General features: G+C 64.7%; 15 protein-coding genes. 8 read left to right on the forward strand and 7 right to left on the reverse strand.

Annotation, left to right across the window (positions count from 1 at the left end):
* Positions 1-21: 21 nt before the first annotated feature.
* A complete protein-coding gene (locus tag QZS21_RS05715) occupies positions 22-2,532 on the reverse strand; it encodes a LuxR C-terminal-related transcriptional regulator (protein WP_295581206.1) in 2,511 nt (836 codons plus the stop codon).
* Positions 2,533-2,828: 296 nt separating this feature from the next.
* Positions 2,829-3,200, reverse strand: coding sequence for a nuclear transport factor 2 family protein (locus tag QZS21_RS05720; protein WP_295581208.1), 372 nt, complete (start codon positions 3,198-3,200; stop codon positions 2,829-2,831).
* 96 nt (positions 3,201-3,296) lie between these two features.
* Here QZS21_RS05720 and QZS21_RS05725 point away from each other — a divergent pair, with 96 nt between their 5' ends.
* From QZS21_RS05725 to QZS21_RS05760, 8 genes are all read left to right on the forward strand, one after another.
* Positions 3,297-4,553, forward strand: coding sequence for an MFS transporter (locus QZS21_RS05725; RefSeq protein WP_295581210.1), 1,257 nt, complete (start codon positions 3,297-3,299; stop codon positions 4,551-4,553).
* A gap of 18 nt (positions 4,554-4,571) precedes the next feature.
* Positions 4,572-5,390: a helix-turn-helix transcriptional regulator gene (locus QZS21_RS05730; RefSeq protein ID WP_295581212.1), complete on the forward strand. Its 819-nt coding sequence runs from the start codon at positions 4,572-4,574 to the stop codon at positions 5,388-5,390.
* A 123-nt stretch (positions 5,391-5,513) separates the two neighbouring features.
* On the forward strand, positions 5,514-7,190 hold the full coding sequence (locus QZS21_RS05735) for an amidohydrolase (protein WP_295581214.1): 1,677 nt from the start codon (positions 5,514-5,516) through the stop codon (positions 7,188-7,190).
* Between the two features lie 41 nt (positions 7,191-7,231).
* On the forward strand, positions 7,232-8,182 hold the full coding sequence (locus QZS21_RS05740) for an amidohydrolase family protein (RefSeq protein WP_295581216.1): 951 nt from the start codon (positions 7,232-7,234) through the stop codon (positions 8,180-8,182).
* Between the two features lie 47 nt (positions 8,183-8,229).
* Entirely contained in the window at positions 8,230-9,438 is a 1,209-nt protein-coding gene (locus QZS21_RS05745) for a CynX/NimT family MFS transporter (protein ID WP_295581218.1), read from the forward strand.
* A gap of 91 nt (positions 9,439-9,529) precedes the next feature.
* Positions 9,530-10,918: an aldehyde dehydrogenase family protein gene (locus QZS21_RS05750; RefSeq protein ID WP_295581220.1), complete on the forward strand. Its 1,389-nt coding sequence runs from the start codon at positions 9,530-9,532 to the stop codon at positions 10,916-10,918.
* A gap of 58 nt (positions 10,919-10,976) precedes the next feature.
* On the forward strand, positions 10,977-12,182 hold the full coding sequence (locus QZS21_RS05755; RefSeq protein ID WP_295581222.1) for an MFS transporter: 1,206 nt from the start codon (positions 10,977-10,979) through the stop codon (positions 12,180-12,182).
* Positions 12,183-12,197: 15 nt separating this feature from the next.
* Positions 12,198-13,535, forward strand: a complete 1,338-nt coding sequence (locus QZS21_RS05760; protein WP_295581224.1) for an acetyl-CoA hydrolase/transferase family protein — start codon at positions 12,198-12,200, stop codon at positions 13,533-13,535.
* Positions 13,536-13,793: 258 nt separating this feature from the next.
* On the opposite strand, the gene QZS21_RS05765 is transcribed toward QZS21_RS05760, so the two are convergent.
* From QZS21_RS05765 to QZS21_RS05785, 5 genes are all read right to left on the reverse strand, one after another.
* Positions 13,794-15,152 (reverse strand): acetyl-CoA hydrolase/transferase family protein, encoded by a 1,359-nt coding sequence (locus tag QZS21_RS05765; protein ID WP_295581226.1) that lies wholly within the window; start codon positions 15,150-15,152, stop codon positions 13,794-13,796.
* A gap of 117 nt (positions 15,153-15,269) precedes the next feature.
* Positions 15,270-16,556 carry a TRAP transporter large permease gene (locus QZS21_RS05770; protein ID WP_295581228.1) on the reverse strand — a complete coding sequence of 429 codons (1,287 nt, stop codon included), beginning with the start codon at positions 16,554-16,556 and terminating at the stop codon, positions 15,270-15,272.
* Positions 16,553-17,056 (reverse strand): TRAP transporter small permease, encoded by a 504-nt coding sequence (locus tag QZS21_RS05775; RefSeq protein ID WP_295581230.1) that lies wholly within the window; start codon positions 17,054-17,056, stop codon positions 16,553-16,555. Before QZS21_RS05775 ends, QZS21_RS05770 begins: the two co-directional genes overlap by 4 nt.
* A gap of 41 nt (positions 17,057-17,097) precedes the next feature.
* On the reverse strand, positions 17,098-18,333 hold the full coding sequence (locus QZS21_RS05780; protein ID WP_295581232.1) for an enolase C-terminal domain-like protein: 1,236 nt from the start codon (positions 18,331-18,333) through the stop codon (positions 17,098-17,100).
* 117 nt (positions 18,334-18,450) lie between these two features.
* On the reverse strand, positions 18,451-19,509 hold the full coding sequence (locus tag QZS21_RS05785) for a C4-dicarboxylate TRAP transporter substrate-binding protein (RefSeq protein ID WP_295581234.1): 1,059 nt from the start codon (positions 19,507-19,509) through the stop codon (positions 18,451-18,453).
* Positions 19,510-19,965 lie beyond the last annotated feature (456 nt).

Genomic DNA, 19,965 nt, shown 5'->3' on the forward strand with positions numbered 1-19,965 from the left:
TGCGGGACGCCGCCCGATGGTTCAGTCCAGCAGCCGCAGGTCCCGGGCCTTGGTCAGGGCGGCCACCTTGTTGTTCACGCCCAGCTTCTGGTAGATGTTCTTGATGTGGTAGCGGACCGTGGGCACGGAGATGTACAGCTGGGCGGCGATCTCCCCGTGGCTGCGGCTCTCGCTCAGCAGCCGGAGAATCTCCCCCTCCCGCTCGCTGAGCTGGACCTTTGCCGTCTCCCGGGCGGCCCGGTTGGCCAGGTGGCTCCGGCACGCCTCCTCCAGTCTCTCCAAAAACGCCGCCGGGTACCGCCCCCGGACGAGGGGCTGCTCCAGCAGGGGGAGCACCTCCTCCCCGCACTCGGCGAAGGGCAGTACCACGCCGTCCTGTACCGCGATGTCCAGGGCCCGGCAGAGGGACTCCGCCCCCCGCTCCGCCCCGGAGAGGGCGTGGTCCGCCGCAGCCTGAAAGATGCCGTTGTAGATCAGGCCCATCTGGCAGCCGAAGGCGTGCCAGTTCCGCTGGAAGGCGCCGCAGTACACCGCCAGCTGCACGTACCGCTTCTCCCGCATGGCGCAAAAGCCGGTGACGATGTCGTGAAATCCCAGGCTGCGGTACATGAAGGCCCCCTGGCCCAGATCCCGCTGGCGCAGCCACTCCGGCACCCGCTCCGGCCGCCCCCGGCAGCAGTCCAGATAGGCCACGCAGATGGTGAGGGTGGTGTTGAAGACGCTGTTGTGCTCCGCCTCCACCGTGGCGGCCAGCTGGCTGAGCAGGCGGTCCGCCTCCGCCTCCCGCCCCTGGGCCACGGCCAGGCGGCACAGGGCGAAGGTGGCGCACAGCTCGATGCACACCTGGCGGTAAAGCCGGGACTCGTAGATGGCCTTATAGGCGTTCACCGTCACCTCGCCGGTGTCCGCCGTCTCCAGGGCGTACTCCGCCAGCGCCAGAGACTCGCTGCCGGAGCCACAGCCCTCCACCGCCTGGGCCAGAATGTGGAAATTCCGGGAGAGGAAGGCCGCCGTCTCCCCCAGCTCCCCGGCGCGGGTGTAGTAGCAGTACAGCAGGCTGGAAGCGCCGAAGGTGAACTCCGTCTCATTGCTGACCAGGCAGGAGTACCGCCCCCGGAAGAAGGTCACCGCCTTGGCCGCGTGGTCCACCATGGCCCGGGCGTCGTTGAAAGAGGGGAAAATCCAGGTGTTGTGAATCTCCCCCAGGATGCGGCTGCGCAGCTCCTCCGGCATGTCCGCCTGTAAGTAGTGCCGCTCCATCCGGGCCAGGAGATCGTCCACCACCTGCCGCTCCTCCAGTCCGCCGGTGAGGGCCTTTACCCGGATGTGCTGCAGCGCCGCCAGCGGGTAGCGGAAGAACACGTCCTCCGGCAGCCCCTCGAAAATCATGTGGATCTGGGGGAACTGGGCGAATTGCACGTCGATGTAATCCCCCCGGTTCAGCGTCTCCAGAATGGTCTCCACATCCCCGCCCCGGTAGAGGTAGTCGTAGGCCAGGATGCGCTTGCCCCGGTCCAGAAACCAGCGGCCCATGCGGCGGTACAGCTCCGTGGGGTCAAAGCCGTTCTGCCGGGCCTTCTTCTGCAAAAAGTCCCGCAGCAGGTCCGCCATCTGATAGGCCTTGGCGGAGCGGCTGTAGGAGAGGAAGGCGTTGCCCTGCACCAGGGTGAAGAGGAAGGCCGGGGCGGTCTGGTCGTCAAAGACATAGGCCACCTGCTCCGGGGTGAAGGCGTCCAGGAAGGACAGCTTTTCCATGAAGGTGCGGGTCCGCTGGTCGTAGGTGCTGTACAGGTTCAGCTCCAGCAGCCGCTCGATGCCGCCGCTGCTCCGCTCCAGCGCCGTCTCCTCCCCCTCCTGCCGGGCAATGCCCTGCTGAAGACCGCGGCCGATCAGGTACAGCCCGGAAATCCAGCCGCCGGTCCACCGGGTGATCCGGCGGACTTCCTCCGGGGAGAGGGGGGTGTTCAGCAGGCGGAAGTAGGCGTCCACCTCCTCCGGCCGGAACTGCAGGTCCTCCTGGCTCACCACCCAGCAGAGCTGCTTCTGGGCCAGCTCCGCCACCGGCAGCGCCGGCATCTCCCGGGCCAGGAGCACAATGTGGAGATTTTGAATCCTCTCCCCCGCCACCATGGCCAGTATACTGGCGGCCTGGGGGCAGTCGATGAGCTGGTAGTCGTCGATGATGAGAAATTTGGGCTGGGAGAAGGCGCAGTCCTCCAGCACCTCCACAATTTTGGCGGCCCGGGGGGCGTCTTCGGGGAAGCCCAGGCCCAGCAGCTGGTCCCCCAGCTCCGGGTTCTCCTTGCGGACCTTGGCGGTGATCCGCTCCCAGCAGTAGGCCAGGGAGCTGCCGGAGCCCATCAGCGGGAGGAATATGGGCGAGAGCCGGTTCATACGGATAAACTCCCGGATGGCGGTGGTCTTCCCAAAGCCCATGGGCGCCTGAATCACCGTCAGCGGGTAGGTGAACATGTGCTCCAATTGACGGTTCAGGCGGGGACGCGCCAGCAGCTGAGGCAGCAAGTCTTTCATAAGGGTCCCTTCCTTCCCGTGGCATTACCCACAGTATAGCACCCGGCCCGCCCTCAGGAAAGTTTCTGCACAATTTGACGGGCCGGATTGGATTTTTTTGACGTTTCGCACATATACATGATAGGAACAGTCGGTTTGATTGTGCAGAACTATCAACCGGACTATCACTTGTGATAGTGCAAAACCTTCGGCAGACCCCGTAAGATACAGTCAGGAGAGGCGCGGGGCCAACCGCACGCCCGCCAGCCTTCACCGCTTCCCAACACGCGGCGGTGAGGGCTGGCCTCCGAAACAGGTTACAGCGTGGTGAAATTCTTGGAGATGATGGACCACTTCCCGTTCTCCAGCAGCAGCTGGAAATGGTCCTCCAGCACCCCGTCTCCCCGGAAGCCGGTCTCATAGAGGACCACGGAGGCGATGGGCCCGGTGACGGTCAGCTCCCGGATTTCCGCGTGGTAGGGCGCCCCGGTGGACTCCATGGAGGGTGCGGAGGCCATATCCTGCAAGAAGGGCTCCGGCGTACCCAGCAGCAGGGTGTCCCCCAGATAGCCGGTCATCCGGGCCTGGGGATGGAACACCCCGGCCAGCATCTCCACATCCGCCTGGTAGGTGCCGGTGATATACCGCTGCACAACCTCCCGGACCTGCTCAATTTCCTGATTCGTCATAACAAACGACCTCCTGCATCAATGGTGGGAATGCTCCCCCGGGATCATTTTCCCACGGCGCCGTTCAAAAGCCTTGTAAAAAAAGGAAGTGTTGGTATGAATCCCAAAAAATTGCCCCTGGTGACGGCCCTGGCGGTGGTGTCTATCGGCATCGCCTACATCCTGCAAATGGCCCCCTCCCCCATTCTGGGCGTTTTGCGGGAGGGCTACCATCTGGGCGGCAACGACGCCCTTTTGAACCTGTGCGTCTCCATCATCCACCCCATGACCATCTGCGCCTCCCTGCTGGGCGGGCGGCTGGAGGGGCGGCTGGGCACCCGGCGGCTCTTCACCTGGGCGCTGGCGTTTCTGGCGGCGGGCACGCTGCTGAACTTCGCCGCCGGGACCTACCTGCTGTTCCTGGCGGGGCGGGTGCTGTTCTCCGTGGGCTTTGGACTGGCCATCCCCTTCATCGGCTCCGCCATCATGAACTGGTACGGCGAAGGGGGACGGGCCCGGATGAACACCCTCAACGGCATGTTCCCCTTCATCGGCACCGTCATCAGCTTTTCCATCATGCTGCCCCTGACCCGGGCCCTGGGCGGGTCCTGGCGGGTGGCCCTGGGCATCTGGGGCGTGGGGCTGCTGGCGCTGCTGGCGCTGTGGACCGCCCTGGTGCGGGAGCGGGACCTGCCCGCCCCAACACCGGGGGCGCCAGAGGAGCGGGGCGTCTACGGGCTGCTGCTGCGCCACCGGGACATCCGGCTGCTGTGCTGGATTTTCGTGCTGGACTTCTTCTGCTACTCCTACATCGTGGTACTGCTGCCCACCTTCCTGGCGGAGGCCGGGGGCATGGGCGAGAACCAGGCGGGAGTCTGGGCGGCGCTGGCCTTCCCGGCGGTGGGCCTGGCGGGGGGCGCCCTGGGCGGCCTTCTCATGAGCGCCACCGGGATGCGCAAGCCCATCCTGGCCGCCGGGCAGGTCCTCAAGCTGCTGGGCATTCTGGTGCTGACCCTGGGCATCGGCCTCTCCGTGTGGTTGGGCATCGCCGGGGCGGCGATCTTCGGCCTGGGCAACGGCATGTGGATGCCGGTGATGTACGCCATGCCCATGGAGATGGAGGAGATGACCCCCTCCCGGGTGGGGGCCGCCTTCGCCCTGATCTCCTCCTGCGGCTTCGCCGCGGGCTTCGTCTCCCCGGTGCTGGGCGGATGGCTCACCACCGCCCTGGCCGCCGCGGCCCCGGCGGCAGACCCGGTGGCTGCCCACGTGTTCGGCCTGAAGTGGAGCCTCTTCGCCTTCGGCTTCACCAACCTGCTTTCCTTTTTGATCTCCCTGCGGCTGCGGGACACGGCGCCCGCCCAGCGGAAATGAACGATTGGAGGGACCCTTATGTGCCATCCTCTCCCCGCCCAGCCGGCGGTACCCCAGCAGCCCGCCCTGAAGCGGCAGGTCTCCTACCGGGAGCAGCTCGTCAAATGGAACCCCTTCTCCGTCAAAAACCTGGCGCTGTGCTATGAGTTCCGCACCGGACGGGAGGCCAGGCGCATCCAGGTGGTGCCCGACGCCTGCCTGGACTTCCTCTTCCGCCTGGACCAGACCGGCCCCTCTGCCGTGGTCACCGGCGTGCAGACCGCCCCCGTGACGCTGGAGCTGGCCCCCGACGCGGTGTACTTCGGCTTCAAGCCCTACAGCACCAAGGGGATGCGCAGCCTCACCGCCCCGTGGACGGAGCTGCGGGAGCAGCGGACGGACCTGGGGGACCTGACCCCCTGCGGCCGCATTCTGGAGCAGCTGGACCAGGCCGCCAGCTTTGCCGAGCGGGTCCAGGCCATCCGGGGCTTCGCCCTGGAGACCCTGGCGGATACGGGCTACCACCCGGACTTTGTGGAATACGCGGAGCTGAAGATGTGCCGCGCCTTCGGCAACCTGCGGGTGGAGGACCTGGCGGACTACACCGGCTACACCGGCCGCTACTGCCGGGAGAAGTTCAAGGAGGCCCACGGCATCTCCATCAAGCGCTACTCCAACATCATCCGGGTCCAAAACGCCATCCGGATGCTCTCCCGGGAGGAGCCGCCGGAGATCGCGGACGTGGTGTTTGAAAACGGGTATTTCGACCAGTCCCACCTGAACCGGGAGTTCCGGCTCTACACCGGGGACACCCCCCTGCACTACTGCCAGAGCCTCCACCGCGCCGGCGGCGCCTGAGGCCGGTTCCGTTTTTTACAAGAGGTTTCTCCCCGGGGGCGCTACAGTATGGGTAACATCCCAGCATGGTCCGGTCCGGGCCGGCGGCGGTCCGGACCCTATATGATGAAGGAGGTCAAGAAAATGGTGAGCGCTGATCTGGTTTTGAAGCATGGCAAGATCGCCACGGTGGACAAGAATTTCAACTATGTAGAGGCGGTGGCCGTCCGGGACGGTTGGATCATCGACCGGGGCACCGACGCCGAGATGGAGGCCTACATCGGCCCGGACACCAAGGTGATCGACGCCGGAGGCCGCCTGGTGCTCCCCGGCGCCAACGACTCCCACATGCACGCGGTACATACCGGCTATACCCTGTCCCCCTCCTTCCTGGATTTCTCCGGCCCCTCCTACGACTGCATGGAGAAAATTCTCTCCAAGGTGAAGGCCGCCTGTGAAAAGGCCGGCCCCGGCGAGTGGGTCTTCGGCTGCGGCTTTGTGGACGGCAACATCAAGGAGCTGGCCGCCGAGGGCCGCATCATGAACCGCTACGACCTGGACCCCGTCTCCCCGGACACCCCCGTGGTCCTCACCGACTTCTCCCTCCACTCCATGGTCTGCAACTCCAAGGCCCTGGAGATCGCCGGCATCGACCGCCACTATCCCGAGATTCCCGCAAGCGTGGGGATGATTGACCGGGACGAGAGCGGCGAGCCCATCGGCCGGTTCCACGAGTGGGGCGCCCAGAACGTCCTGTGCGAAAAGTGCCCCATCCTCTCCGACGCGGAGCTGGAGGAGGCCATCCGCAACGTCCAGCACGCCCTGAACAAGGAGGGCATCACCTCCCACACCGACATCCTGGGCGAGGGCGGCGAGCACGTGTTCCGGGGCACCTGGGGCACCCGGCCCATCGAAATCTACGAGAAGATGGCCGAAAAGGGCCAGTTGACCGCCCGGGTCTCCATCAACGTCTTCTCCGCCGTCCAGGGCGCCGAGAGCTACGACGCCATCATCCGGGGCACCGACCGCGCCAAGCTTCCCGTCTTCCAGGACCGCAACTGGGTGAAGGCCGACGCCATCAAGTTCTTCGTGGACCTGGGCGGCCCCACCTGGCAGCGCAGGGGCGTCCGGCCCGAGGGCTCCTTCGTCACCGCCTGGGGCCTGGAGGAGGACGAACTGATTGAGGAGGTTCAGCGCACCATCATCGAGCTGCACCGCATGGGCTGGCAGATCGCCATCCACTCCTGCGGCGGCGGGTCCATGGACGCCTGCGTGGAGGGCTTTGCCCGGGCCAACCAGCTCTATCCCGGCAAGGACCTGCGCCACTTCCTGATCCACTGCGACGACACCACCAAGGCCCTGGCCGCCAAAATGGTGAAAAACGGCGTGCTGGCCGCCATTCAGCCCACCGCCGCCAACATCGTCTTCGGCTGGAACACCCCCGTCCTCACCGACAAGGAGGAGATCTTCGACTACCAGGGCTACACGGATCTGGGCGCCGTCCTCACCGGCGGCTCCGACTCCACCTGCTTCTCCATGAACTGGCGCCAGGGCATGCAGTTCTGCCTGACCCGCACCACCGCCGACGGCTACTGCGCCCGGCCGGACCTGGCCATGAACCGGGAGGACGCCATCCGGCTGTACACCATCAACGGCGCCTACCAAGAGCACATGGAGCACGTCCGGGGCTCCATCGAGGTCAACAAGGTGGCGGACTTCCAGATTCTCGACAAGGACGTGATGACCTGCCCCGCCGAAGAGGTGGGCTCCGCCAACGTGGTCATGACCATCTGCAACGGCAAGGTGGTTTACGAGGCATAAGTCTGCATTCCCCAGCGGAATAGAAGAGAGGAGTATTTCACATGAAAAGACGCATCATCGACTTCCACACCCACCTGGGCGATATCTTCCACGAGAACAAGAACATCGCCTTCAAGCGCCCCGGCTTTGTGCCGCCCCCGCCGGGCTTCACCGGGTTCGACCCCTTCAAGGATCTGGAGGAATCCGGCTACACCCGCCCGCTGATCGTGGCCGACGTGGAGGCCCAGAACAAGCTGATCGACGCCGGCCAGGTCCGCATCTGGGAGCGGGCCAACATCTTCACCAGCGGCGAGATCATGGACGCCGCGGGCATCAACTACATGGTCTCCATGCCCATCATGCCCAACACCAGCTTTGAAGAGGCCCTGGCCGCCTCCAAGCTGGACCCCCGGTTCATCCCCTTCACCTGCCCGGACTTCGACCTGCCCGACGAGCAGATGATGGAGAAGCTGAAGGCCGACATCGCCAAGGGCGCCAAGGGCCTGAAGCTCCACCCCATCATCCAGAACATCTCCATCACCGACAAGCGCTGCGAGGGCCCCATCGAGCTGTTCGGCGAGCTGGGCATGCCCATCACCTACCACTGCGGCGTCAACGACTACTACAAGCCCGACTCCCCCTGGCTGCCCTTGACCAACGCGGAGTTCGGCGCCCTGCACTACACCCTGGATATTCTGAAGAAGTACCCCGACTACGTGTGGGTCCCCGCCCACGGCGGCGGCAGCTGCGGCGGTGAGCTGGAGGCCCTGGCGGAACTGGTGGGGAAGCTGGGCTGCAAGAACGTGTACGTGGAGTCCAGCCACCGCGGCGTGGACGGCATGCACCTGATGCTGGAGCTCTTCGGCGAGGACCGGATCATGTTCGCCACCGACTGGCCCTTTGACACCTGCACCTGGAGCGTGAAGTACGCCGAGGACGCCTTTGCCGACAAGCCGGAGGTGGCCGACAAGTTCTTCTACCAGAACGCCGCCCGCATCATCGGCATCGAATAAGCCGGCGTCCGCTCCGATACACCATGATATAGAGGGAGGAAAATTCCATGAAAAACAAGTGGGGCATGTTCTTTATCCTGCTGATCTCCGCCATCACCGTGAGCCTTTCCCAGCTGAAAATCTCCCCCGTGCTGGGGGACGTGGCGGCCATGCTGAACGTGGACGTCACCAAGGCCGCCATGCTGATGAGCCTCTTCACCGTGGCCGGCATCGTGCTCTCCATCCCCGGCGCCGCCGTCATGGCCCGCACCGGCACCAAGAACATGCTGCTGGTGCTGATGGGCACCCTGGTTCTGGGCAACGTGCTGGGCGCCATGACCAGCAGCTTCACCGTGGTCATGCTCTCCCGCATCATTGAGGGCATCTCCTACGCCCTGATCATCACCGTGGGCATCGACATGATCAACCACTGGTTCACCGGCGCCACCGTGGGCACCGCCACCGGCATTTTCAACACCTTCGCCGCGGCGGCCAACTTCATCGGCATGAACGCCAGCGTGGCCCTCTACAAATCCACCGGCAACCTGAAGACCCTCTGGTGGGCCATCGCCATTCTGGCCGCCATCTGCCTGGTGCTGGTGCTGCTGTTCGTCCAGGTGCCCAAGGCGGAGCCCTCCGCCGCCGGCGGCGACGGCGACGGGACCCTGGGGGAGGCCGTCAAGAACCCGGCGCTGCTGGTGACCTGCCTCTCCATGCTGTGCCTGGCCTTCGTGCTCTTCGGCTTCATCACCTGCAACGCCACCCTCTTCCAGGCCTACGGCATTGACCAGCAGGCCTCCGCCTTCTACGCCAGCCTCAACGGCCTGATCGGCATTCCCACCTGCATCATCTCCGGCATCGTGATCGGCAAGTCCGGCAAGCCCTTCACCGCGGCCATCATCGGCGCCGTGCTCTGCGCCGCCATCTGCTTCTGGATGCCGTACCTGGGCACCTCCCCCGCGGCCTACGTGGCCTACGCCCTGGCCACAGGCATTGTCCCCGGCGGCATGATTATGACCTCCATGTTCATCTTCACCCCCCAGCTGGCAAAGCGTCCCCAGCTGATCGGCCTGAGCATGGGCCTGCTGAACACCCTGTACTACATCGGCGTATTCTTCTCCACCCCTGTCATCACCGCCCTGGCGGGCAGCAACACCAGCCCCGCCAACTGGACGGCTCCCTCCCTGCTGATGACCGCCGCCTCCGTGGTGGTGCTCATCTGCTCCATCGCCGGCAGGAACCTTGCCAAGAAGCAGGGCGCTGAGATCGGCGGCTGACCCTACCCTTCCGGCTCCGGCGGTCACTTCCCCACCGGGAGCGCCGCCGGAGCGGTCTTTTCCCACTGAATTTGAAAAAAGGAGACACATCATGGATAATCAGGCATTGGTTAACGAAATGGTCGCCAAGGGGCGCAAGGCCCTCTCGGAGCTGGAGCACTACTCCCAGGAGCAGATCGACCATCTGTGCCGGGTCTGCTGCGAGGCCTTCCGGGCCCACGCGGAGGAGCTGGCCCAGGAGGCCGTGGAGGAGACGGGCCTCGGCAACGTCCCCGACAAAATCGTGAAGAACACCGGCTCTCCCGACGGCGTGTGGTACGCCATCAAGGACAAGAAGTCCGTGGGCATCATCGGCCACGACCCCCGCCGCCACCTGACCTTCGTGGCCCATCCCAAGGGCATCATCTCCTGCGTCATCCCCACCACCAACCCCAACATCACCATTCTCTTCAACGGCGTCTACGCCCTGAAGGGCCGCAACGTGATTCTCTGCGCCCCCCATCCCCGGGCCAAGAAATCCACCGTCCACACCTGCCAGATTTTTAACGAGGCGCTGAAAAAGGCCGGCGCTCCGGACAACATCTTCCAGTACGCCGAGGAGCCCAACATCGAGCTGACTCAGATGATGATGGCCGCCTCCGACACCGTTCTCGGCACCGGCGGGCCCAACATGGTGAAGGCCGCCTACTCCAGCGGCAAGCCCGCCTACGGCGTGGGCCCCGGCAACTCCCAGACCATCTTCGACCCCGACTACGACAACCTCCCCGCCGCCGTGGGCCAGACGGTCTTCGGCTGCAAGTTCGACAACGGCATCATCTGCGCCTGCAACCGGGCGTTCATCACCCCCAAGTCCATCTCCGCCCAGGTGGTGGAGCTGATGAAGGCGGAGAAGGTCTACTACACCGACGATCCCGCCGTCCGGGACCGGGCGCGGCAACTCCTCTTCCCCAACGGCCTGGGCCCCATCAACGGCAAGCCCGTGGGCCAGGGCGTCCAGGAGATCGCCCGGCTGCTGGAGCTGGACATCCCGGAGGACACCTCCATCATCGTCATCAAGGTGGACCGCTACGGCACCGACGAGCCGCTGTGCCGGGAGAAGATGGTCCCCCTGGCGGTCCACATCGAGTGCGAGGACGTGCGCGACGCCATCCGCATCGCCAAGGCCAACCTCCTGATGGAGGGCGCGGGCCACTCCTCCGTCATCCACTCCAACAACCAGGAGCTGGTGGAGTACGCCGCCACCACCCTGCCGGTGAGCCGGATGCTGGTGAACTGCCCCGGCGTCTTCTCCGCCAACCCCGCCCTGGCCAACGGCCTCTGCCCCACCGCCACCCTGGGCTGCGGCTCCTGGGCCGGCTGCTCCGTCTCGGAGAACCTGGGCTTTGAGCAGCTCATCAACGTCTCCCGCATCGCCTACGTCTATCCGGAAAACGAGATCCCCGACCACGAGGCCGTCTGGAACGGCACCGCCGTATTCTGAGCACGCCGCGGGGGCGGTCCGCCGCCCCCGCCATCTCCAAAAAAAAGGGTGAATGGGTATGCAAGAACGCTGGGAACAAGCGAAAAAAGCCCGCTGGGGCTATCTGATCCTGGGGGTGGGGCTGCTGCTGTGCCTGGGCCTCATCTACGCCTGGAGCGTCTTCCGGGCCCCGCTGGAGGCAGAGTTCGGCTGGAGCAAGGCCCAGACCTCCGTCACCTTCTCCATCTCCATGATGATGTTCTGCCTGGGCGGCCTGGTCAGCGGCATCGTCACTGGGAAAAAGGGCCCCCGCTTCACCCTGGTCTGCTGTGCCGCCTGCCTGCTGGTGGGCTTTGCCGCCGCCTCCCGCGTCCAGTCTCTGCCGGGCATCTACCTCTCCTACGGCGGATTCTGCGGCTTCGGCGTGGGCCTTGGCTACAACAGCACCATCTCCACCATCGTCAAGTGGTTTCCCGACAAGCAGGGCCTCATCTCCGGCATCACGCTGATGGGCTTCGGCTTCGGGGGCATGCTGCTGGGCACCCTGGGGGCCGGCCTCATCACCGCCCTGGGCTGGCGGACCACCTTTTTGATCTTCGCCGCCGCCTTCGCGGCCGTCATGCTCCTGGGCGCGGCCCTGCTGCGCACGGCGGAGGACGCCTTCGCCGAGGCCATGGCCGCCGGCGGGCCGAAAAAGGCCGCCGCCGTGGAGGAGCTGCCCTGGCGGGAGATGCTCCGCCGCCGGAACTTTTGGCTCTATTTCCTCTGGGCCATCCTCCTCTCCGCCGCGGGCCTGGCCATCATCAACGAGTCCACGCCCTACGCCGCCTCCTTCGTGGGCGGCGATCTCACCCGGGCCGCCGCCATCGCCGGTATTGTCTCCATCGCCAACGGCGTGGGCCGGGTCCTCTTCGGCCAGCTCTTCGACATGGTGGGCTACCGGGCCGCCATGCTGGGCGTCAGCGTGCTGTACGCCGCCTCCACCGGGGTCCTCATCGCCTCCCTGCGCACCGGCAGCCTGCCGGTCCTCATCGCCGGCTTTTTGCTGGTGGGGCTGGGCTACGGCGGCGTGACCCCCACCAACTCCGCCTTTGTCGCGTACTTCTTCGGCCGGAAGCACTACGCGTTGAATTTCAGCATCATCAACCTGAACCTGATCGCCGCGTCCTATCTGGGCCCCCTCTGCGGCGGCGGGTCGTATCTGGGCATCTTCATTGCCATCGCGGCGTTTGCCGCCGTGGGCGCGGTGCTGACACTGCTGGTGCGCCGGCCCCCGGCCGCCTGAGAAAGGAGCGATTCCATGAACGTGTACGAGGAATATCAAAAAAAGCTGGTCTCCCCAGAGGAGGCCGTGAAGCTGGTGAAGGACGGGGACTGGGTGGATTACAGCCAGACCTGCTCCTTCCCGGAGGCCCTGGACGCCGCCCTGGCCCAGCGCCGGGACGAGCTGCGGGATGTCAAGGTCCGCAACGCCATCGCCATGAAGCCCATCCAGGTGGTGGAGCAGGACCCCGAGCAGCGGGCCTTCACCTACAACGCCTGGCACTGCTCCGGCCTGGACCGGAAGTACGTGGACCAGGGCCGGGCCTACTTCTCCCCCATGCTGTTCCGGGACTGCGGGTCCTATTACGCCCGGGGCTACGCCCCGGTGAACGTGGCCATGGTCTCCGTGGCCCCCATGGATGAAAAGGGCTATTTCAGCTACGGCCTCACCAACTGCTGTATGCAGGAGATGCTGGACGCGGCGGAGCACATCATTCTGGAGGTCAACGAGCACATGCCCGTCATCTACGGCTGCGAGGGGGACCACATCCACATCTCCGAGGTGGACTACGTGGTGGAGGGGCACAAGGACATCTGCCTCTCCCCCGGCGGCAGCGCCAGCGACATCGACCGGAAAATCGCCGCCAACATCTTCCCCTATCTCTACGACGGCGTCACCCTGCAAATCGGCATCGGCGGCATGCCCAACGCCCTGGGCGGGCTGATCGCGGAATCGGATTTGAAGGACCTGGGCATGCACACGGAGCTGATGAGCGACGGATATCTCAAGCTCTACCAGGCGGGGAAGATCACCAACAAGAAAAAGACGCTGAACCGGGGCAAGGGTGTCTTCTCCATCTGCTCCGGCTCCCGGGAGCTCTACCAGTTCCTGGACCGCAACCTGGACATCCTCTCCGCCCCCATGCGCTACGTGAACAGCCCCGAGACCATCCGCCAGCTGGACCACTTCGTGTCCATCAACGGCTGCATCGCCATGGACCTCTACGGCCAGGTGTGCTCCGAGACCTCCGGCATCCGCCACATCAGCGGCACCGGCGGCCAGCTGGATTTCGTCACCGGCGCCTACATGGCCGAGCACGGCCAGGCCTTCCTGGCCATGAGCTCCACCTTCACCGACAAGCAGGGGACGCTCCGCTCCCGCATCCTGCCCCGGTTCACCGAGGGGGACGTCATCACCACCCCCCGCACCCAGGCCCCCTGCATGGTGACGGAGTACGGCACGGCCCGGCTCTCCGGCCTCTCCACCTGGGAGCGGGCGGAGAAGATCATCGCCATCGCCCACCCGGACTTCCGGGAGGAGCTCATCGCCGCCGCCCAGCAGCAGAAAATCTGGCGGCGGTCTAACCGGCGCTGACACAGCTCTCTTTCGTCCGCGTCTCCCCGACCGGAGCCGAGCGGTCTCTCCCTTCCTCTCCTCCGGCACGCGGTCAAAGCACCTCACAACGCTCTTTCTCTCCACCTTATCTCCCTTCTCTCACATACCAAACCCACCGGGACCGGACATCCATCGGGGAAGATGTCCGGCCCCGGCGGGTTTTCCCGGGAAAGGCCGCCAAAGAGGCCACCCCGGAAAAGACAAGCGCGCCCGGTTGGGCGGCGCGCTTGTCTTTTCTCACAGGGGGAGCTGCTGCTCCAGCTCCTTGCGAAAGTCCGGGTGGGCGATGGCGATGAGGGCTTTGGCCCGCTCCCGGCAGCTCTTGTATTTCAGGTTCGCCACGCCGTACTCCGTCACCACGTACTGCACCATGGTCCGGGGACTGGTGACGATGCTGCCGGGCGTCAGCTCCGGCTTGATCTTGCTGCGCAGCACCCCGGCCTTATCCCGGTAGCTGGACCGCAGGGCCAGGATGCTCTTCCCCCCCTTGGACCACTGGGCACCGATGAGCCACTCCAGCTGGCCGCCGGTGCCCGAGTACATCCGAGGGCCGATGCTCTCCGCGTCCGCCTGGCCGGTGAGGTCGATCTCGATGACGTTGTTGATGGACACCACCCCGTCGTTTTGGCAGATGTTCCGGGGGTTATTGACCCATTTGACCTCCTTGAAGCACAGATCCTCGTTGCGGTCCGCAAAGGCCCACAGCTCCTGGTCCCCCACCACAAGGGCCCCCACGGACCGGCCGGGGCACAGCTGCTTGCGGCTGTTGTTCACCACGCCCTGGCGCATCAGCTTCATGACGCAGTTGGTCAGCACCTCCGTGTGCACCCCCAGGTCCCGCTTCCCGGCGTAGGCCAGGCACTCGCCAATGGCATTGGGCAATCCGCCCTGGCCGAACTGGACGCAGGCCCCGTCGGGCACCATCTCCGCGATGTGCCCGGCGATGAGCCGGTCCACCTCCGCCGTGGGCGGCGGGGCGTTCTCCGCCAGAGGGTGGCTGCTCTCCACGATGGCGTCCGCCTCGGACACGTGAAACAGCAGGTGGGCCTCCCCCTCGCTGGCCAAAACCGGCAGCAGGGGGTTCACCTCCACAATCACTACCTCGCTCTGCTCCATCACCCCCCGGGCCAGATGGGAGGCGGAGATGCTGCGGCTCATCCAGCCGTTTTCATCCGGCGGGGCGCAGGTGATGACCGTCACCCGCGGGCGGCGGGCGCAGATCCAGTCGCCGTTTTCACTGAGGTGGGTGGGCACAAAGCGGACGTTGCCCTGGGGGATCAGCCCCCGGTCCGCCGAGAGGAAATTCACGTAGTACTCCACCAGGTCCCGGTTCTCCGGCTGGAGCAGCACCGTGTCCACCGGCGTGAACAGGGCGTCCAGCTCGATATGGCCGCCGGTGGCCCGCAGCCGCCGCGTCAGGGCCTCGTCCACCGCATAGGGCCAGCTGGCGGCGCCGGGCATGGCCACCGCGTCGCCGCTGCGGATCATGGCCGCGGCCTCGGCGGCGGTGACCTTTAACGCCTGGTACTGGCGCCGCCAGTCCCCCGTGCCCGCCAGCCGTCCCCGACGGACGGGCTTCAAGTCTTTCGTATCCATAGCTTCCTCCTGTTTGCTCTCGTCTCTTTCCCCATTGTACCAGATGCCGTCCCAGGACACAACGGGGACAAAAGCGCTGCCGCCGAAAGAACGTTCGGCGGCAGCGGAAAGGGATGCTCAGTAGATCAGGTCCACCAAGCCGGTGGTCAGGATGGGGATGAAGGTCAGGGCCAGCAGCTCGATAATCAGCACCAGATAGAAGGGGATGCTCTCCACGATGAAGTCCTTCAGCTTGCACTTGGTCTCGCCGCAGACCACGAACATCAGCGTGCCCATGGGCGGGGACATGGAGCCGATGGCCATGTTGAAGATGAACATCATCAGGAACTGGATCTCGTTGATGCCGTAGTTCACGGCGATGGGGAACAGCAGCGGCACCAGGATGATCATGGCGGCGTTGCCCTCGATGAACATGCCCACAAACAGCAGGAACAGGTTGCACAGCAGCAGGAAGATGTACTTGTTGCCGCTGATCTCCAGCATCCCCTGGGTCAGCATCTGGGGGATCTGCTCCTTGGTCAGAATCCAGGACAAGGCGGAGGCGGCGCCGATGATGAGCATGATGCCGGCGGTGGAGAGCACCGTCTCCCGCAGGCCGTTTTTGATGGTCTTCCAGTCCAGCTCATGGTACACCAGGCCCAGCATAATGGAGTACACCACGGCCACGGCGCCGGCCTCGGTGGCGGTGAACACGCCCAGGCGCACGCCGCCGATGATGATGATGGGCAGGCACATGGGGAGGATGGCCTGCTTGATGATGGGGCCGGCCTCCCTCCAGTCCAGCTTGCCCTGGCGGCTGGGGGCGTAGCCCCGCTTCTTGGAGATGATGGACACGGTGATCATCTCGCCCACGCACAGCAAAATGCCCACGCCGATGCCGGAGACGAACAGTTTGCCGATGGAGACGTTGGCCAGCGACCCGCAGAGAATCATGGCGATGCCCGGGGGAATGATGGGGGTAATCATGGCGGAGGCGGCGGTGACCACGGAGGAGAAGGCCTTGCTCATGCCCTTTTTCTCCATCTCCGGCACCAGCATCCGGGCCTCCATAGCGGCGTCCGCCAGGGAGGAGCCGGAGAGGCCGCCCATCAGGGTGGACAGCAGCACGTTCACCTGGGCCAGGCCGCCCCACAGCCGTCCGGTGAGGACGTCGCACAGGGCCATGATCCGGCGGGTGACGCCGGAGTAGTTCATGAACACGCCGGAGCACACGAAAAAGGGAATGGCCAGCAGGGAGGAGCTCTGAATGGCGGACACCAGCCGCTGGGCCAAAATCATGGAACTGACGCCGGGGTTCAGGAAGAAGTAGATGGCGCTGCCCGCGATGACGGAGAGGAACACGGGGACCTTGATGAACAGCAGCACCAGCATGGCGATCAGCGCCACAGCAATTCCAAAACTCATGCCTCTCCCTCCTCTTCTCCCTGTTTTTTGCCGCCGAACTCCCGGTATGCGCCAAAGAGCATGCTGAGAATCATCAGCACGCCGCCCACGGGCACCACCAGATAGGCGATCCCATAGGGCAGGCGCAGCAGGTTGGTGACCTTCCCGGTGGAGACCAGCTGGTTGTAGTAGGTCAGCTCCTGGACGAACAGATACCCCAGGATCACCAGCTGCAGCAGCACGTCGAACCGCTCCACCAGGGCGCCCAGCTTTTTGGGCAGGGCGTCCACCACAATCTCAATGGCGATGTGGGAGCCCGCCCGGAAGGCGGCGCTGCCCCCCAGGAACACCACCCACAAAAACAGCAGCATCTGCACCTCTTCCTGCCAGGTGATGGGGCTGCGGAAGATATACCGCTTCAAAACGCCCACAAACGTCAGGACAATCAGGGCCACCATCATCACGCAGGCGATGGTGACGTCCAGATTGCCCAGGATTTTCATGCCTTTTTTCTCTCGCATGGTTTCCTCTCCTTCTTCTTCATGCTTGGAGCCCGCTCCGCTCAGTCCGCGAAATCACTGCTGCTGCCGGGGGTCTGGGGCACCGCGTAGTAGCCGTCCTTCAGTTCCACCGGGTTTTGGAAGTACTGCCGCAGATGGGGGATGGCCTCCAGGAACAGATTGGGATGTCCCACCGCAATGTGATTGAACAGCACCAGGTGCTGATGAATCTGGCCCATGTCGCCCACGTGGGGAATCACCGGCACGCCGAACTTCCGGGACATCAGGCTGATGAGGATGAACTCGGAGATGCCGCCCACCCGGACGGCGTCCACCTGGTTGATGTCCATGGCGCCCGCCTGCAGATAGTTCTTGAAGATCACCTTATTGGGCACATGCTCGCCCAGGGCGATGCGGATGGGATGGAAGGCCCGCCGCAGCGTCTGGTGGGCCAGCACGTCGTCCGGGTCCGTGGGCTCCTCCACCCAGTAGGGGTTGATGTCCCGCAGCCGGTCGATGACCTTCAGCGCCTTGTGCAGCGTCCACTGCTGGTTGGCGTCCACCATGATGGTGGCGGCGTCCCCGGCGGTCTGCCGGATCAGAGCCGCCCGGCGGATGTCCCGCTCCGGGTCTGCGGAGCCCACCTTCAGCTTCATGGCGGTAAAGCCCTTTTCCAGCGCCCGCTTCGTGTTCTCCACCACCAGCTCGTCGGCGTAGTTGAACCAGCCCACGGAGGTGTCGTAACCGCGGTAGCCGGTGCGCAGCACCGTCTCCCGCTCCTCCCGGCCCTGCCAGCCGTCTTGCAGGATCTCCAGGGCCTCCTCCTTGGTGAGCACGTCCTCCACGTACCGGAAGTCCAGTAGGGGGATGATCTCCTCCGGCTTCAGGCCGATCAGCAGCTTCCACAGGGGCACCCCCTCCGCCTTGGCCCACAGGTCAAAGCAGGCGTTGGTGATGCTGGACAGCGCCAGATGAACCACGCCCTTGTGGGGGCCCAGCCAGCGGTAGCAGGGGGAGTCCGTGATCTCGGCGAACACCTGGCCGTAGCCCGCCATCAGCTCGTGAATCTCCCGGCCCACCAGAGCCTCGCTCAGGTACCCGATGGCCTTGCAGACCAGGTCGTTGCCGCTGCCCAGGGTGAAGGCCAGGCCCACGCCGTCCAGGGGCGTGTCCGTTTTCAGGCGGCATACCGCGTAGGCGTAGACGGGAACGGTGTGCACCGCGTCGGAGCCGGCGCCGTTTTCCAGGGGAAAGCGGCGGTCCTCCATCTCCACGGCTGTGATATGAATGGGTCTCATCAGCATCTTCCTCCCCTCCGGACGGCGGGCGCCGCCCGGAATATGAATGCGGGGACAAATCCATTGACTTGTCCCCGCATCTCAGACGTCATTTTAGTTGCTATGCGTGTTTGGGCCTTACTGCATAATCTCGCGAACCATGTCGTACAGGCCGTCGCGCCAGGCGCCGGTGACGTCGGGATCGCTGTAGATCGCGGAGGCGGCGTCGGCAAACTTGGCCCGCTCCTCCTCAGACAGCTCGATGATCTCCACGCCGTTGCTCTCCATGTCCGCCACGTACTGGGCCAGCATCTCGTCCTGCTTCTCATTCTGGTACAGGCCGGCCTCGTCGCCCGCCTCGGTCAGAACCTTCTGCTGCTCGGGGGTCAGGCTCTGGAAGAAGCTCTCGCTGCAAACCCACTGGGTGGGCATCTTCACGTGGGAGGTCAGGGTGATGTACTTGGCAACCTCATAGTAGGACTGGCCGTACAGCGTGGCCATGGGGTTCTCCATGCCGTCGATGGTGCCCTGCTGGGTGGCGGTGTACACATCGTTCAGCGCCATGGCGGTGGGGGCGGCGCCCATGGCCTCAAAGGCTCTCATGTAGCTGGTGGTGTTGGGGGTGCGGAGAATCAGGCCCTTCATGTCCTCAATGCTGCGGACGGGGCGGGTGGTCATGATGTTGCGCTCGCCGTAGGCCCAGTTGGCGGTGAGGACCCGCAGGCCGTTCTGGGCCAGCAGCTCCACCTGCTCGTCGTACCAGTCGCTCTCCAGCAGCTTCCAGGCCTGGTCCCAGGTGTCATAGATGTAGGGGGCGGAGGTGATGGCCAGCTCCGGCGCGCCGTAGTCCGCCCAGAAGGAGCCGTCGCCCAGGGTGATGACGGGCTCGCCCATCTGCATCTGGTCCAGCAGATCGGTCTTGGAGCCCAGCTGGCCGGAGTGGAAAATCTCGGCCTTCATGGTGCCGCCGCTCTTCTCCTCGATCAGGCGGGCCCACTCGTTGCAGGCCAGGTCGGTGGGCTCGCCGGGGAAGTTCTCATAGGCGATCTGCACCACGATGGGCTCCGCGGCGGGGGGCTCCGCGGGAGTCTGCTGCTGCTGTCCCTCCGCGGGAGGGGTCTCCTCCTTTTTGGACCCGCAGGCGGTCAGCCCGAACAACGTGGCGCCAACCATCAAAACCGCAAGAAACCTCTTCATCTTCTTCATTGCTTCACGATCTCCTTTTCATCTTTTCGTTCAGCCGCCGCACCATGGGTGCCCGCGGAGTGAAACACGTGTTCATACACGGCGTAAAAATGGAGCGAATTGTCCCTTTCAAACTCGCCCGCATCCCCTCCGCTGTTCACTTTCTCCCCCGGCCTCCCGGCAAGGGAGGGGCCTCGGGGACTGGCCGCCGCTTTTGCAATCCCATTGTACTACACGCGTCCAATTAGTGTCAATTGTCCTTCTTTCTATGTTTTTTTCCTATTCTTTGTGCATTGTGTTAAAAGGCCGTTCACATTCTTCCACCCCGCCGCGGCAAAACACAAAAATTCCACAAAAGAATTGACAAAGGGACGAGAATTGATAAAATGAAAGAGATTATTGTGCACAGCTGTATCAATTCGATCCCGACCGGCGCCGCCCCGCGCTCCCCCAAGCACGTTCCCGGGC

It is taken from the genome of uncultured Oscillibacter sp. (assembly GCF_900544955.1).
Lineage (GTDB): Bacteria > Bacillota > Clostridia > Oscillospirales > Oscillospiraceae > Oscillibacter.

Excerpts from the sequence above, each read along its gene's own strand:
- QZS21_RS05715 (WP_295581206.1), bottom strand. The coding sequence starts at position 2,532 with ATGAAAGACTTGCTGCCTCAGCTGCTGGCGCGTCCCCGCCTGAACCGT.
- QZS21_RS05720 (WP_295581208.1), bottom strand. The coding sequence starts at position 3,200 with ATGACGAATCAGGAAATTGAGCAGGTCCGGGAGGTTGTGCAGCGGTAT.
- QZS21_RS05725 (WP_295581210.1), top strand. The coding sequence starts at position 3,297 with ATGAATCCCAAAAAATTGCCCCTGGTGACGGCCCTGGCGGTGGTGTCT.
- QZS21_RS05730 (WP_295581212.1), top strand. The coding sequence starts at position 4,572 with ATGTGCCATCCTCTCCCCGCCCAGCCGGCGGTACCCCAGCAGCCCGCC.
- QZS21_RS05735 (WP_295581214.1), top strand. The coding sequence starts at position 5,514 with ATGGTGAGCGCTGATCTGGTTTTGAAGCATGGCAAGATCGCCACGGTG.
- QZS21_RS05740 (WP_295581216.1), top strand. The coding sequence starts at position 7,232 with ATGAAAAGACGCATCATCGACTTCCACACCCACCTGGGCGATATCTTC.
- QZS21_RS05745 (WP_295581218.1), top strand. The coding sequence starts at position 8,230 with ATGAAAAACAAGTGGGGCATGTTCTTTATCCTGCTGATCTCCGCCATC.
- QZS21_RS05750 (WP_295581220.1), top strand. The coding sequence starts at position 9,530 with ATGGATAATCAGGCATTGGTTAACGAAATGGTCGCCAAGGGGCGCAAG.
- QZS21_RS05755 (WP_295581222.1), top strand. The coding sequence starts at position 10,977 with ATGCAAGAACGCTGGGAACAAGCGAAAAAAGCCCGCTGGGGCTATCTG.
- QZS21_RS05760 (WP_295581224.1), top strand. The coding sequence starts at position 12,198 with ATGAACGTGTACGAGGAATATCAAAAAAAGCTGGTCTCCCCAGAGGAG.
- QZS21_RS05765 (WP_295581226.1), bottom strand. The coding sequence starts at position 15,152 with ATGGATACGAAAGACTTGAAGCCCGTCCGTCGGGGACGGCTGGCGGGC.
- QZS21_RS05770 (WP_295581228.1), bottom strand. The coding sequence starts at position 16,556 with ATGAGTTTTGGAATTGCTGTGGCGCTGATCGCCATGCTGGTGCTGCTG.
- QZS21_RS05775 (WP_295581230.1), bottom strand. The coding sequence starts at position 17,056 with ATGCGAGAGAAAAAAGGCATGAAAATCCTGGGCAATCTGGACGTCACC.
- QZS21_RS05780 (WP_295581232.1), bottom strand. The coding sequence starts at position 18,333 with ATGAGACCCATTCATATCACAGCCGTGGAGATGGAGGACCGCCGCTTT.
- QZS21_RS05785 (WP_295581234.1), bottom strand. The coding sequence starts at position 19,509 with ATGAAGAGGTTTCTTGCGGTTTTGATGGTTGGCGCCACGTTGTTCGGG.